This is a genomic window from Parashewanella curva (genome assembly GCF_003675895.1).
GTDB lineage: Bacteria > Pseudomonadota > Gammaproteobacteria > Enterobacterales > Shewanellaceae > Parashewanella > Parashewanella curva.
In genome coordinates this window covers 1-13,496 of record NZ_ML014838.1, presented here as the reverse complement: position 1 = coordinate 13,496, position 13,496 = coordinate 1, and the positions used below count along the sequence as shown (strand labels likewise).

At 43.7% G+C, this 13,496-nt stretch carries 14 protein-coding genes; all 14 read left to right on the top strand.

Annotated features, from left to right (window positions below; all coding sequences use genetic code 11):
- Positions 1-121: transposase (locus D5018_RS18590; protein WP_133309337.1), on the top strand; the 121-nt coding region annotated here is incomplete at its 5' end.
- Positions 122-138: 17 nt separating this feature from the next.
- Complete coding sequence (locus D5018_RS18585) at positions 139-459, top strand: VirB3 family type IV secretion system protein (protein WP_165905109.1); 321 nt, start codon at positions 139-141, stop codon at positions 457-459.
- On the top strand, positions 456-2,948 hold the full coding sequence (locus D5018_RS18580; protein ID WP_121840486.1) for a VirB4 family type IV secretion/conjugal transfer ATPase: 2,493 nt from the start codon (positions 456-458) through the stop codon (positions 2,946-2,948). The genes D5018_RS18585 and D5018_RS18580 overlap by 4 nt, the downstream gene beginning before the upstream one ends.
- Entirely contained in the window at positions 2,945-3,568 is a 624-nt protein-coding gene (locus D5018_RS18575) for a type IV secretion system protein (protein WP_121840485.1), read from the top strand. Before D5018_RS18580 ends, D5018_RS18575 begins: the two co-directional genes overlap by 4 nt.
- 47 nt (positions 3,569-3,615) lie before the next feature.
- Positions 3,616-3,894 (top strand): EexN family lipoprotein, encoded by a 279-nt coding sequence (locus tag D5018_RS18570; RefSeq protein ID WP_121840484.1) that lies wholly within the window; start codon positions 3,616-3,618, stop codon positions 3,892-3,894.
- A gap of 5 nt (positions 3,895-3,899) precedes the next feature.
- The gene (locus tag D5018_RS18565; protein WP_121840483.1) at positions 3,900-4,916 is read left to right on the top strand and encodes a TrbL/VirB6 family protein; all 1,017 of its coding nucleotides are present in this window, start codon (positions 3,900-3,902) and stop codon (positions 4,914-4,916) included.
- 141 nt (positions 4,917-5,057) lie between these two features.
- A complete protein-coding gene (locus D5018_RS18560; protein ID WP_121840482.1) occupies positions 5,058-5,792 on the top strand; it encodes a VirB8 family type IV secretion system protein in 735 nt (244 codons plus the stop codon).
- Positions 5,767-6,711 carry a P-type conjugative transfer protein VirB9 gene (gene virB9, locus D5018_RS18555; RefSeq protein ID WP_121840481.1) on the top strand — a complete coding sequence of 315 codons (945 nt, stop codon included), beginning with the start codon at positions 5,767-5,769 and terminating at the stop codon, positions 6,709-6,711. The genes D5018_RS18560 and virB9 overlap by 26 nt, the downstream gene beginning before the upstream one ends.
- Positions 6,704-7,843, top strand: a complete 1,140-nt coding sequence (gene virB10, locus D5018_RS18550) for a type IV secretion system protein VirB10 (RefSeq protein WP_165905108.1) — start codon at positions 6,704-6,706, stop codon at positions 7,841-7,843. The genes virB9 and virB10 overlap by 8 nt, the downstream gene beginning before the upstream one ends.
- The gene (gene virB11 / locus D5018_RS18545) at positions 7,821-8,879 is read left to right on the top strand and encodes a P-type DNA transfer ATPase VirB11 (protein ID WP_121840479.1); all 1,059 of its coding nucleotides are present in this window, start codon (positions 7,821-7,823) and stop codon (positions 8,877-8,879) included. Before virB10 ends, virB11 begins: the two co-directional genes overlap by 23 nt.
- Positions 8,876-10,726, top strand: coding sequence for a type IV secretory system conjugative DNA transfer family protein (locus tag D5018_RS18540; protein WP_121840478.1), 1,851 nt, complete (start codon positions 8,876-8,878; stop codon positions 10,724-10,726). Before virB11 ends, D5018_RS18540 begins: the two co-directional genes overlap by 4 nt.
- Complete coding sequence (locus D5018_RS18535; protein WP_121840477.1) at positions 10,719-12,614, top strand: LPD7 domain-containing protein; 1,896 nt, start codon at positions 10,719-10,721, stop codon at positions 12,612-12,614. The genes D5018_RS18540 and D5018_RS18535 overlap by 8 nt, the downstream gene beginning before the upstream one ends.
- Entirely contained in the window at positions 12,592-12,768 is a 177-nt protein-coding gene (locus D5018_RS18530; protein ID WP_121840476.1) for a conjugal transfer protein TraD, read from the top strand. The genes D5018_RS18535 and D5018_RS18530 overlap by 23 nt, the downstream gene beginning before the upstream one ends.
- Before the next feature lie 3 nt (positions 12,769-12,771).
- Positions 12,772-13,398, top strand: coding sequence for an ArdC-like ssDNA-binding domain-containing protein (locus D5018_RS18525; RefSeq protein WP_121840475.1), 627 nt, complete (start codon positions 12,772-12,774; stop codon positions 13,396-13,398).
- Positions 13,399-13,496 lie beyond the last annotated feature (98 nt).

Below are 13,496 nucleotides of genomic sequence, written 5' to 3'. Positions count from 1 at the left end.
AGTTGAAGGTGTTAACAACAGACTTAAGACAATTGTTAAAATGGCTTATGGTTACAGAGATTGGGAGTTCTTTGAGCTAAAGGTAAAAGCAAGTCACGAAGCTAGATCTTCATTTTCCTGATGAACCGGATAATCATTATGTCCTCTACTGATTTTCGTGACCATTTATTTGTGGCTGTCACTCGCCCTGCAATGAAATGGGGCGTGACTTTGGATGGTATTATCATTGCTGCATCAGTCGTCACTGTATTGATGATAGCCACTAAAAATCCTTTCGTTTTATTGCTGTATATCCCTTTGCATGCATTCATGTATTCACTGTGTTTACGTGATCCTATGATGTTCCGTTTGCTCAAGCTCTGGGTGTACACCAAAGCTAAATCTGTATGCTGGCGATGCTTGGGTTATGCCAGTGCCAGTCCTGTTGTTAATACTCGCGATAAGGAGCGCATGTTATGAGTGCAATAGCCATCGAAAAGATCACTAAGGAGTGGCAGCGAGAAAACTCTGTTGATGAGTTTATTCCTTATCAAGCGCATGTGGATGAGCACACGATTAAAACCCATAGCGGTGATTATTTGCAGATCATCAAGTTGCAAGGTGTGGCGCATGAGTCGGCTGATCCTGAGCAAGTAAACCTCTGGAAAGAGCAATTCAATTTGATGCTACGAAATATCGCAAGTCCTCATATGTGTTTATGGACACATCTTATTCGTCGTGAATCTAAAGTTGTTCCTAAGGGCGAGTTTAATTCGGAGTTTGATAAGCAGCTAAATCAGAAATATATCGACAAAATTTGCCAAAGCCAGCTGATGGTCAATGAGCTATATCTAACAGTGATCTACCGTGATACTAATGCGCCACTTCAATCGAAGTTAAAGATAAAATCAACCACAGTAGAACAGGTACTTGCCGAGCAAAAACAAGCCATATCAGCATTAAATGAAGTCGTTAGCACAGTTTTATCATCATTGGACAGCTATCAGCCTCAACGGTTAGGGATCTACACCAAAGACGTTATCAATAAAGGCAAAGTAAAAGGGAAAGTTTTCTACAGCGAGTTACTTACGCTTTTAGATTACCTGACAAATGGCGAGTGGCAACCAAGAGCCATCAAAACCCAAGATATTTCAAAGTCATTACCCAGAGTCAGACCACTTTTTTCTGATAACACTTTTGCCCTAAAAGGCATTACGCAAACCCGTTTGGGCGCGTGTTTAAGTATTAAGGAGTACCCTGAACACACCGAAGCGGGTTTGCTTAATGCCCTTTTATCAGCACCCTTTGAGTTGGTATTAACTCAAAGCTTTCAGTTTTTATCGAAACCAGTGGCTACTGAGATTTTATTGCGCCAACAAAAAAGGCTGACAGCTACAGGGGATTTTGCTCATTCTCAAGTGGATGCCATTGATATTGGGTTAGATGATTTAACCGCTGGGCGCATGGTTTATGGTGAACATCATCTGGTGTTAACCGTATTGAGTGACACAACTGAAGCTCTTGATAAGCACCTGTCAGCACTAAAATCTGAGCTAGCCGATCAAGCCATTATTCTCACCAGAGATGATTTATCGATTCAGTCAGCATTTTACTCGCAGCTACCAGCCAACAGTCGCTATCGTCCTCGCCCGGCTCGAATATCTTCTCGTAACTTTGCTGGGTTTTGCAGTTTTCATAACAATCCATCAGGTCAATTAAACGGCAACCAGTGGGGCGATGCGGTTACTGTATTGCAAACGGCGTCTGGTGCGCCATACTACTTCAACTTTCATGAACCCCACTCTCATCCACAAGAGCAGCGGTTAAACCAAGTCCTAGTTCCTGAAAGTCGTGAAGATAAGGAAGACTTGCTCAAGGATGAGCATCACGCTTTAGGTAACACCTTAATCATCGGTGCTTCTGGCTCTGGTAAAACAGTGCTACAAGGCTTTTTGATTTCTCAAAGTAAGAAGTATCAGCCAACCCAAATAATCTTTGATAAAGACCGTGGTTTAGAGATCTATGTTCGTGCTACTCAAGGGTTATATCTACCACTGCAAATGGGTAAGCCCACTGGTTTTAATCCCTTTCAGCTTGAACCCACAGCCGACAATATACTGTTTATCACCGCTTTGATTTCCAAGCTTTGCGGTGGTGAGTTATCTCATCAACATCAACAAGACTTATCGGATGCGGTAAAAGGCGTAATGAGTTTGCCTAAGCCGCAACGCCGTTTAAGTCGCTGTTTGGAATTTCTTGACCCAGTAGACCCAAATGGTTGTAGCTCAAGACTACAAAAGTGGTGTCGTGGTGGTGATCTATCCTGGGTTTTAGATAATGAAATCGATGAGCTGACTATTTCCAATCAAACTTTGTTTGGCTTTGATGTCACAGAGTTTTTAGATATTGAAGAAATCCGCACACCCATTGTGATGTATCTGTTTTATCGCATCGAAAAGTTGATAGACGGGCGCAAGCTGCAAATCTTTATGGATGAATTCTGGAAGCTATTGGCTGATGAATACTTTGAAGATTTAGCCCAAAACAAGCAAAAGGTCATTCGTAAACAAAACGGCATTATGGTGTATGGCACTCAATCCGTTAGAGATGTTCTGAATTCTCCCATTGCTCACACTTTGATAGAACAATGCGCCACCTTGATTTTAATGCCCAATCCTAAAGCTCGACGTGATGATTATATGGATGGCTTACATCTTACAGAACGTGAGTTTGAGCTTGTTAGCACTGAGCTACAACCTAATTCCCGTCAATTCATTATCAAACAAGGTCATGAAAGTGTCGTTGCTAAATTAGACTTAAATGGCTTTGATGATGAGCTTTCAGTGATTTCTGGTACTACAGATAAAGTGAATTTGATGTACCAGATTGTGGAAACGGCTGGCAGTGATCCCAAAGATTGGCTCCCTGAATACTTCAATGCCTTGCATGATCAGCGAGGTGAAGTATGAAACGATTATTGCTGTTGGTAACGTTATCACTGCCATTACCTTGTCTCGCTTTCCCTGTGATTGATATTGCTAACCTGCATCAAAAAATCATTGAAATACGTCATTTATTAGAACAAATCGACACCTTAAAACAGCAGCTTGATACCGCTAAACGTCAACTCAGTAGTATCAACGGTATCACAGGAATGAGCGATGCCATTGATTCCGTTTATGATGTGGCTGTTAAGGTCGATCCCAACCTTACTCTCAAACAACAAGGTTTACACAACAGTGAATGGCTAAAGTTAGGAGGTGATAGTGCCAGTTTGTTTGATGACATCAATCGCTATCGTGGCCGTTGGTTAGGACAAACCCAATTGTCGCTACAAGAAACTCAAGTGAGATATGACCAATTAGCCAGACTTATCAACAAGATCACTCAAGCACCAAAACAAAAAGACATTCAAGACCTACAAGCCCGAATTCAAGCCGAGAACGTCATGCTTGCGAATGAGCAAGCCAAATTGCAGCTAATGAAAGCCCAAGCTCAAGCCAATGACGCTTTAGCACAGCAGCGTATCACTCAAATGGCTATTGAGTCGGCTGGTGAATTACACCCGATTAATGTGAATTGGAACTAACCCACCACGGATGGCAGAACCCATTAAATCTACAATGAGGAATCTGCATGAAACTTATCAATATTCTATTAATTTCAAGCCTGTTTTGTGTCATGACAGGCTGTTCAAAAATGAACAACCACCATAGCCAACAAAGCCAAGCTCATGATGTGGCTTGGTATAAACAGCATCAGAAAATCTTGATGCAAACCTTAACTCAATGCAGCAACAATCCGGCTAAGTATCGCAATCATCCTGAGTGTATCAATGCTCAACAAGCGGCAAATGACATTGTGGCAGGCGATCCAATGCCGCTACCTGCTGATATGGCTCATCCCAAAGAGTAATCAAGATGGCGGCTACCAGTAATCTGTATCGCAGTATTTTCAGCTTGGTTGATCAAGCTCTGCACAATTATGTGCAACAAGGCTCTGCAAGGCTGATCCAATACCTGATCCCTGTATTTACCAGTATGATGATTTTATGGGTGGTGATTTGGGGCTACTCAATGATGTTTGGTCGCAGTCAGGAGCCATTACAAGAGGGATTTTTTCGCATCATTCGAATTGGTTTTATCCTGACCTTGGGATTAACCGTTGGTCATTACAATCAAACCGTAGTGCGTTTTTTGAGTGAAACGCCACAGTTTTTAGCGGCAGTTGTTTCTGGCACCAAAACCCAAAATGCCGCGCAACTATTAGATCACCTGTTCGGTCAAATTCTCATCCTTGCCGATAATGCGTGGCGACAAGGTGGAGTGATGAACGGTAACTTCGGCATGTACATTCTGGCGATGGGCATATTAACCATCGGTGGTTGTCTGACCTTATTAGTGGCGTTCTTTATTTTACTCAGCAAAGTCATGGTCAGTGTGCTGTTGGCCATCGGTCCGGCCTTCTTTGTTCTGCTTCTGTTCCAAGCCACGCAACGCTTTTTTGAAAGCTGGCTGGGCATGGTACTTAACTTCGGTTTTATCTTGCTGCTGGGCGTATCGTCAGGACAGCTGATGACTTCGGTAGCCTCTAAATATCTTGCACAAATCTCTCACAACCATGCGGCTTTAACAACCCTCAGCGACAGCTCCATGCTGTGCATAGTGATGGGACTGTGCATTTTAGTGATGAAGCAAATTCCAGCAATGGCTTCAGCCCTTGGTGGCGGTGTAGCCATTGCCGCTCATGGTGCGATATCTAACAGTCTTCATGCTATGCGTCCTACCACCTTACGCCATCAATACCGCACTTTAAGGCGAGATTTGAATTACACAGGTCAAGCCTTATCTGCACCAATAAAGCCTGTTGGTTCAGGGTATCGGGCTTATCAACAACGTTTTGGTGGCAACAGCATTTCAGGAGAAAGTGAACAATGAAAAAAGTCCTATCTTTGTGTTTCATTCTATTGCTCACTCACTGCTCAAGTATGCCTAAACCACCGCACTGTAAAGATGATGGTAAAGGGCTAAAACCTGTGAACACTCAGCCTATTATTATCAAACCTATTGAGGTTAGTCATGGCTGAACTTGAGCAACAACTTACTGATAAGCAGCTACTTCAGAAATACTTTGCTGAGGCCAGAGGTTGGGATGCTGAACTGAATGTCAAAATCAAACAATCGGAGCAACGTGCTTGGAAATGCTGTTTATTACTGGCTCTACTTGCCGCGCTTTTGGCTATCAGCCTCATTATCTTAATGCCGCTGAAATCCATCGAACCTTTTGTGATTCGAGTGGATAACAACACAGGCTTTGTGGATGTGGTATCGACCTTAGCCAACAAGGGACAGGTGAAACAAAAAGCTCAAGAAGTGTTGGATAAATATTTCTTAGCTCAATATCTACGTCATCGAGAAGGCTACCAGTGGCAAACACGAAGTTATGACCGAAAGCTAATCGGTCTTATGTCAGATGAAAACGTTCAACAAGATTACGGCTTACAAACTGATCCTAAATCTAACTCAAATGCGCCAATTAATCTTTATGGCCAATCAGCACAAGTGTTGGTCAAAGTGAATGTCATCAGTTTTATTGGGCACGACAAGAATAATGGTGAGCAAACCACAACGGCATTAGTCCGTTATACCAAGCGAGTTAAACAAATCGGAGAAGATCACCCTCTAACCCATTGGGTTGCGACTATTACTTTCGCCTTTCGTAATGCCCCTATGTCAGTTGCTAACAGACAACTGAACCCGCTTGGTTTTCAAGTGTTGAGTTATCGCAATGATCAAGCAACGGGAGGGGATTAAGGTGTGTTATTTGCTGGATCTTCTCCGTCGCACCTGCGAAGGCAGGTGCCTAGTGCCTTTAAGTCTCAATATAGATAAAAGTCGCTGGATGCCTGTCTTCACAGGCATGGCGTTAATGCTGACATCTCTTACTTCATTGGCTCTTGAAACCCCTCATATGGGTCATTTCGATAAACGAGTACGCCATATCAACTTCAATCCGCAACAAGTAGTAAAGTTAGTCGGCCATTATGGTTTTGCGACCGATATTGCCTTTGCCAGTGGTGAATCCATCAAACAAATTGCCATGGGCGACAGCGGCGCATGGAGTGTCACACCCGTTGATAACCACATCTTCATCAAACCTAAAGCCCAGCAAGCCACCACTAATATGACGGTGCTCACCAATCGCCATGTGTACCAATTTGAACTGAATGCGTCACTGCTGAAAAACACTAACCAAGCCACAAGCCGCAATATGATGTTTGCGGTGGATTTTATCTATCCTGATGATCTGAAAACCCAGCTACACCAACACAATCAACAGCAGTTACTTAATGATCAACTTGATATTCAGACCACGCCACAGGTGAATAACCAAAACTATTTCTATAAAGGCGATAAAGCCTTATTGCCTACTACAGTTTTCGATGATGGCCGCTTTACTTATCTCAAGTTCAGCCAAAAACAAGACTTGCCTGCGGTGTATACCGTCAATAGTGATAACAGCGAAAGCTTGGTGAATAGTCATATCAATCCTGACTTTCCGAACACCATAGTGATCAGGCTATTAGTTAGAAGATTAGTGCTGCGACAAGGCCAATTAGTCTTGTGCTTGTTTAACCAATCCTTTGATGCAGAAAAGCCTGCAAGTTATCAAAAGACACAAATCCCACAAGTGAAGCGTACTGCTAAAAGACATGGAGGTTCGCATGGCTGAACAACACACCAACCAAGAACCAGAGCTTTCCAATAACCCCGTTCCAGAGCTAGGCAGTCGAGTGCAAAACAACTCATGGCTGACCAAAGCCGTTATGATTATCATTGCTGGATTAATGATTGTGCTGTTAGTGGCCATCAATGGCGGTTTTAGCCATGCCCAATCAGACACTGATTCAATCCACCATCATTACACCATTGCCGATCATTTGGGTGCGCCACCTGAGCCAGATAAGCACTCAAACCCCACTAAAGCGACAACACCAACCGCAGATAAAAGCTCAATTATTCATACAGGGCAATTGGACGAACCTAACTCACCGCAGTTTGGTCACCTAGCTCGTTTAAGCGGCCATAAAAAAACACTCACGCCACAGCAGCGTAAACAGTTGGATGGTTTATTGGTACTCAATAACACCTCACAACAATCGGTTCAGAGTAATACTCAGCAACAAGAATTTCTACCAGATTTAAACCAAACACAACCCAATAGCCATTCTCTTAATCAACAACTGCAAGCCACCAAAATTCAAGGCAGTATTGCCAGTCAAATCATCGACCCTAACTTGTTTATCACCAAAGGCGCATTTCTTGACTGCATTTTAGAAACAGTCATCAGCAGTGATGTTACAGGTATGACCCGTTGCCAGTTAAGCCGTGATATCTACTCCACCAATGGCAAAGTGCTTCTGCTCGAAAAAGGCAGTCATATTGTTGGTGAGTACCAAGCCGGATTAGAGCAAGGGCAGGCTCGAATATTTGTGTTGTGGGATCGCATCGAAACCCCAACTGGCGTGATTTTGGATTTGGCTTCACTGGGAACCGACAGTCTTGGTCGTAGTGGTCACAGTGGCTATGTTGATGGTCATTTTGGTAAACGGTTCGGCAGTGCCATGCTACTCAGTTTGGTCGGTGACATCGGTAAGTATTACGCCAATAAATCTAAAGGAAATAACAATAAGATCCAATTCGGAGACACTATCGGCGGCACCAAAGATTTAGCCTCCATTGCTTTGCAAGATTCGATTCATATCAAACCAACGTTATATAAAAACCAAGGGGAACACATCAATGTGTTTGTGGCCAGAGACTTAGATTTTAGGAGTGTCTATGAGCTTAAACTTAGCCACTAATCAAAGCCCTAGTTCTGATATCAACATTGAAGATTGTCGCTCTTTGGCTTTGCAGGAGCATTTGAAATTGCTGGATGCTTACCTAATGCAGCCCGGCATCACTGAAATTGTAATTAATCAGCCCAAGCAGGTCTTAACAGAATCCAATAAAGGTTGGAATAAACATAAATCCAATACTATTTCGTTGGAATACTGCCAACGCTTAAGTAAATTGATTGCGACCTATTCAGGGCAGAAATTGGATGCGGCACATCCGATTTTATCAGCCACCTTGCCTCATGGTGAGCGAGTCCAAATCGCCATTCCACCTGTGACCTTAATCGGCAAAATCAGTCTCACTATCCGTAAACCATCGAGTGTGGTGTTCAGCTTGGATGATTATCAACTGCAAGGCTATTTCAGTGCTCAACATATTGAAGTCGATAACCAACATCAAAGCGAACAACAGCTGATTGATCTCAAACAACAAGGTGACATGGCCGCCTTTTTGAAACTCGCCATTCAGCTTAGAAAGAACATCATCGTCTCTGGTGCAACTGGCTCAGGAAAAACAACGTTTTTGCGTTCCTTACTTCAACAAGCCCCAGACTCAGAGCGATTGATTTCCATTGAGAATGTCGATGAGCTGCAACTGTATAACACCCATTCTAATACCGTCAGTTTGTTCTATTCCGCTGGTAATCAAGGCATTGCCAATATCACTCAAAAGCAGCTGTTAGAAGCCAGCTTACGGATGAAGCCTGACAGAGTATTTGTCGCAGAGCTTATTCGTGGCGATGAAGCTTTTTACTTTCTGCGCAATATCAATTCAGGTCATCCGGGGAGCATCACCACCATGCACGCAGGTAGCCCCAAATTGGCATTAGAACAGTTAATGTTACTGCTAAAAGAAAGCCAAGCAGGTTCGTCATTATCCAGAGAGGACATCAAGCAACTTTTGAATTTGTGCGTCGATGTGATTGTGCAGTTGCAAGTCGTAAACGGCAGACGTTTTGTCAGTGACGTGTACTTTAATCCAAAGAACACGGAGGCATGATGAGTAAACGCGGCGGGTTAATATCATCAAGCATCATTGGCGTGTTAATCGCAAGCTTGTGGCTCAGTAGTGCTTTGTTCTTGTGGTTCGCCAATCTCGACGTCAAACATTCCAGTCCGTTAACTATCTTCAAATACGCTTACTACTACGGCCACCAACGCATTACTCAGTTTTACCTCATTCTATCTGTTACCATTGGCTTTGCACCTGTTATCGCTTTTATCGCCAAGAAGCTGAAAACAAAAAAGCAGTCACTGTATGGCGACGCTAAATTTGCCGATACCAAACAGCTCAAGCAAGCAGGATTACTAGCTAAGTCCGGCATCGTCGTTGGCAAAAAACGCTTTGGATTGTCAGAGCAATATCTACAATTTTCAGGTCAGCAGCATGTATTAATGTCAGCACCAACTCGCAGCGGTAAAGGTGTAGGCGTGGTCATTCCCAACTTACTCAGCTGGAAAGATTCAGTTGTCGTGTTGGATATTAAACAAGAGAATTGGCACATCAGCTCAGGCTTTCGTAATACCCACGGTCAGCAATGCTTTTTGCTTAACCTTGCTCCTAGAAACTATCAAAGCCATCGTTGGAATCCACTGCATTACATTTCTAATGACCCCAGTTTTCGGATCAACGATATTCAAAAAATCGGCCAAATGCTGTTTCCCAATATCGATAACGAAGCCCCAGTTTGGCAGGCATCAGCTCGGTCTTTATGGTTGGGGTTAGTCTTGTACTTAATTGAATCGCCACCTTTGCCCGTAACTATGGGTGAAGTATTAAGATTACTGACTCAAGGCGATGAATATCTGGCTCAGCAATTAGAATTAAGATTAGATTCAAACGTCAGTTTATCGAGCCAATGCCTTTTAGCCCTAAAGGAATACCTAGACACACCAGAGCGTACCCGTGGCTCTGTGCGTAAAAGCTTTACCTCCGCTTTAGAGCTGTTTTACAACCCTGTGATAGATGCGGTTACCGCAGCTAATGACTTTGATTTACGCCAAATACGCCAACAAAAAATGTCGATTTATGTGGGCGTCACCCCTGATGATTTAAGTCGCTTATCGCCACTCATTAATTTGTTCTTTCAACAACTGATTGACCTCAACACTAGAGAACTACCAGAGCAAAACCCACTACTCAAATACCAAGTGTTACTGCTCATGGACGAATTCGCTGCTATCGGCAAAGTCAGCATTTTAAGCAAAGGCATCAGTTATGTAGCGGGTTATGGCTTGCGACTGCTTACCATTATTCAATCGCCAGCACAGCTAAGAGAAATCTACGGTCACGATGGCGCTGAAACCTTAATGGATAACCATGCGCTACAAATCGTATTTGCGCCGAAAAACCCAAAAGTGGCCAGAGAAATTTCAGACAGCCTTGGCACATCCACCATCAACAACCGCAGTCGCAGCCGCCAGTTATCAGGCAAAGGTGGTAAAAGTGAAAATGTCAGCGACCACGGAAGAGCCTTAATGCTGCCCCAAGAGCTAATGCAAATGGGGGCTGATAACGCCATTTTACTCCTTGAAAACTGCCTTCCAGTGAAATGCCAAAAACTGCGTTGGTATCAAGACAAACAGCTAAGTATTCGTGGTAATCATCCAAATAAAGAACACTTCGCAACACCAAGCATTCCTAAAGTCACGCCCAAACAGCACTCAATTACCATAAGCCAAATTCGCTGCGCTGATGATGGCGATCCAGCCAATGTCGAACAATCTGAACCAGACAATAGTGTTGCAGAGCAGCCGAGCCAAGCAGAACCCAAATCTGAACAGGGTGCAATGAATGATTTAGTAACCGATTTCAAAAACGTAGTGGGAGATGAGCATTATGAGTAACGAGCAATTGAAGCACAAAACCTATTTGGCCGTAGGTTATGACGATAGAGCACAAGCCCAACGAGAAATTGGCAGGCTCAACAATGGAGTTGCAGGCATTAGTTTTGATGGCGAACAAGGCTTGTGGTATGCCAAAGCTGGAACCGAGAAACGTAAAGTAGAACCTTGGTTGCCCGATCCCAATATGATGAAACAGCACAGCGATACCGACCCCTTGCTTGAATTTAACAATGTGCTGGAAACCGCAGGCTTTTTACTCAAGGAACCTCCAACTATGGACGGTCAAATTCATCGAGTGGCGACACAGGACGATAAAAGAGGTCAAAAAAGTGGTGTCTATGCCGTGTTTAATGATGGCCATCCCGTGGGTTGGTATCAAGACCACCGCAATCATAGCGAGCCACAAAAATGGCATGCTAGCTTTGAACAAGCCAATCCAACCGCAAGGCTTCATCAAAAAGCCCACATGGCCAATATTCGCTATCAACGAGAGCAAAGCCTTAATCAAAAGCAACAACATCACGCCAAACGCTGCGCACAGCTGTATCGGTTATTGCCCTTACCAAGAGGGCAAGAGTATCTTCAGCGCAAACTGGTGCAGGCGTATCCGGGCGTGTGTAAGGATAAAAAAGGACGCTTAGTTATTCCTTTGTATGACACGGAGCAAAACATTCACAGCTTGCAGCGCATTAGCCCCAATGGTTTTAAATGTCTTAAAAAAGGCGCGCAAAAATCAGGACACTTCTTTGTAGTCGGCGATAGACCACTCAATGCCGATGAACCTATTCTCTACGCTGAAGGTTATTCAACAGCAGCGAGTATTGCCGAAGCCACAGGGCGCAGTGTAGTGATGACGGTCGATGCAGGCAATATGCCCAAAGTCGCTGAAAAGATCAGTGCTGCCTACCCCAATGCCAAACATCTATTCCTTGCCGACAATGACCATAAAAATCAAATCAATAAAGGCATACAAAAAGCCAGAGAGTCAGCCAACTTAGTCGGTGGGCACTGGCTCACGCCTAAGTTTTCCACAGAGCAAATTCAACATGGCTTAACCGACTTTAATGATCTACACATGAGCAGCAGCGTGGTTCGAGTGAAAAAGCAAATCGAAGGCTATATTGAAAGTTGTTGGCCTGAGCTAAAGTATCAAATGTCAGAGCGGATCTTGCCAAGGCTTAACAGCATTATTCCAGAGAAAGTGCCCCCTGAAAAAGCAAAGCAATACACTTCATCCCATGAAACAGATCAAGCTGAATCACCTAGCAATCCAAGCTCAGTGGCAGAACCAAAGACACAAGCAAAAACTGAAAAAGACGACACGCAAGATGCACCCAAAACTCACAAAATGCCTATGCCTAAACATCTGTATTTACGTTATGTGACTGTCAATGGTAAAGGCTATTTTCCTCATCGAAATTCAGCAGCACTTGCCTTTATCGACAAAGGCAACAAGCTACAAACACGGCTTGAGCACAGCAAAATCATTATGGATTTATTGGCGATTGCCGAGCATCGAGGCTGGCAACAAACCAAGCTCAGAGGCAGTCAAAATTTCAAACGTGAAGCTTGGTTACAAGCCAAAATCAAAGGTATAGACGTCACAGGCTATAAACCACAACCCTTGGATTATCAACGCTTGGCACAGCAAGGAGGGAGTATAAATAGCAAACCATCCCAACAGGCTCAAGCTCGTCAACAAACTCAAACGGTAAAGAATCAAACTCAACCAAATACTTCACCACTCAAACAGCAAGCAACAACACAAGCCAACCCACAATCAGCACTAGAGCGATTTAAGCAGAGATTTACTCCACAAAACTCAATAACTAAGTCACGCTTTGCACCAAAAAAGGAGGCGCACTATGAACAGCAACTTGAACACTAAGCTCGATGAAAAATTAACTCTGCTCAACACACCACAAAGTATTGTGGAAGTCACGGCAGCTGAAGCCGAAGAACTGGGTGCATGTGAGGAAGATGCGCTAACCGAAAAAGACGCATGGGAAGCTGTAGAAATCGATACACCCGATAAGGAGTAAGCCATGCCAACGAATCAAAAGAACAAAGTCCCGTACCATGAACAAATCGCCAACAAGCTTATTGAGCAATTAAAACAAGGGACAGCACCGTGGCAATTACCATGGAAACCGGGCGAGCCAAGAATGCCTCACAATCCAGTCAGTGGCACTAAATATAAAGGTTCCAATGCAATCTGGTTAGCCATGCAAGGCAGACAAGATCCAAGGTGGATGACTTTTAAACAAGCCAATAGCTTAGATGCCAAGGTGATGAAAGGGCAACACGGCACCATAGTCCAATATTGGAAGCTGTTCGACAAGGTAGATAAAACCGACAACAACGGCAAAAAGATCATAGGTGCTGATGGCAAACCACTAAAGGAAACCGTCAAACTAGAAAAGCCAAGAGTATTCAGTGCAGTGGTGTTCAATGCTGCTCAAATCGAAGGTTTACCCGAGCTGGAAATCAAAACAGAACCCGATTGGCAACGCCACGAACGAGCAGAGAGAATTCTGAATAATGTTGGTGTCGCCATTCACCACGATCAACATGACAATGCTTACTACAGCCCTGCAACTGACAGCATTCATTTACCCGACAAATCCCAATTCGAAACAGCAGATCCGTCATTTCGCACTGATATTTCCTAACACTTAACAATAATCACTCACGGCTAATCAAGACACAAAGATCACAACAATTATGGCAAATAGATCACTGAGCCATAGCTAAAAGATCACAGACAAAC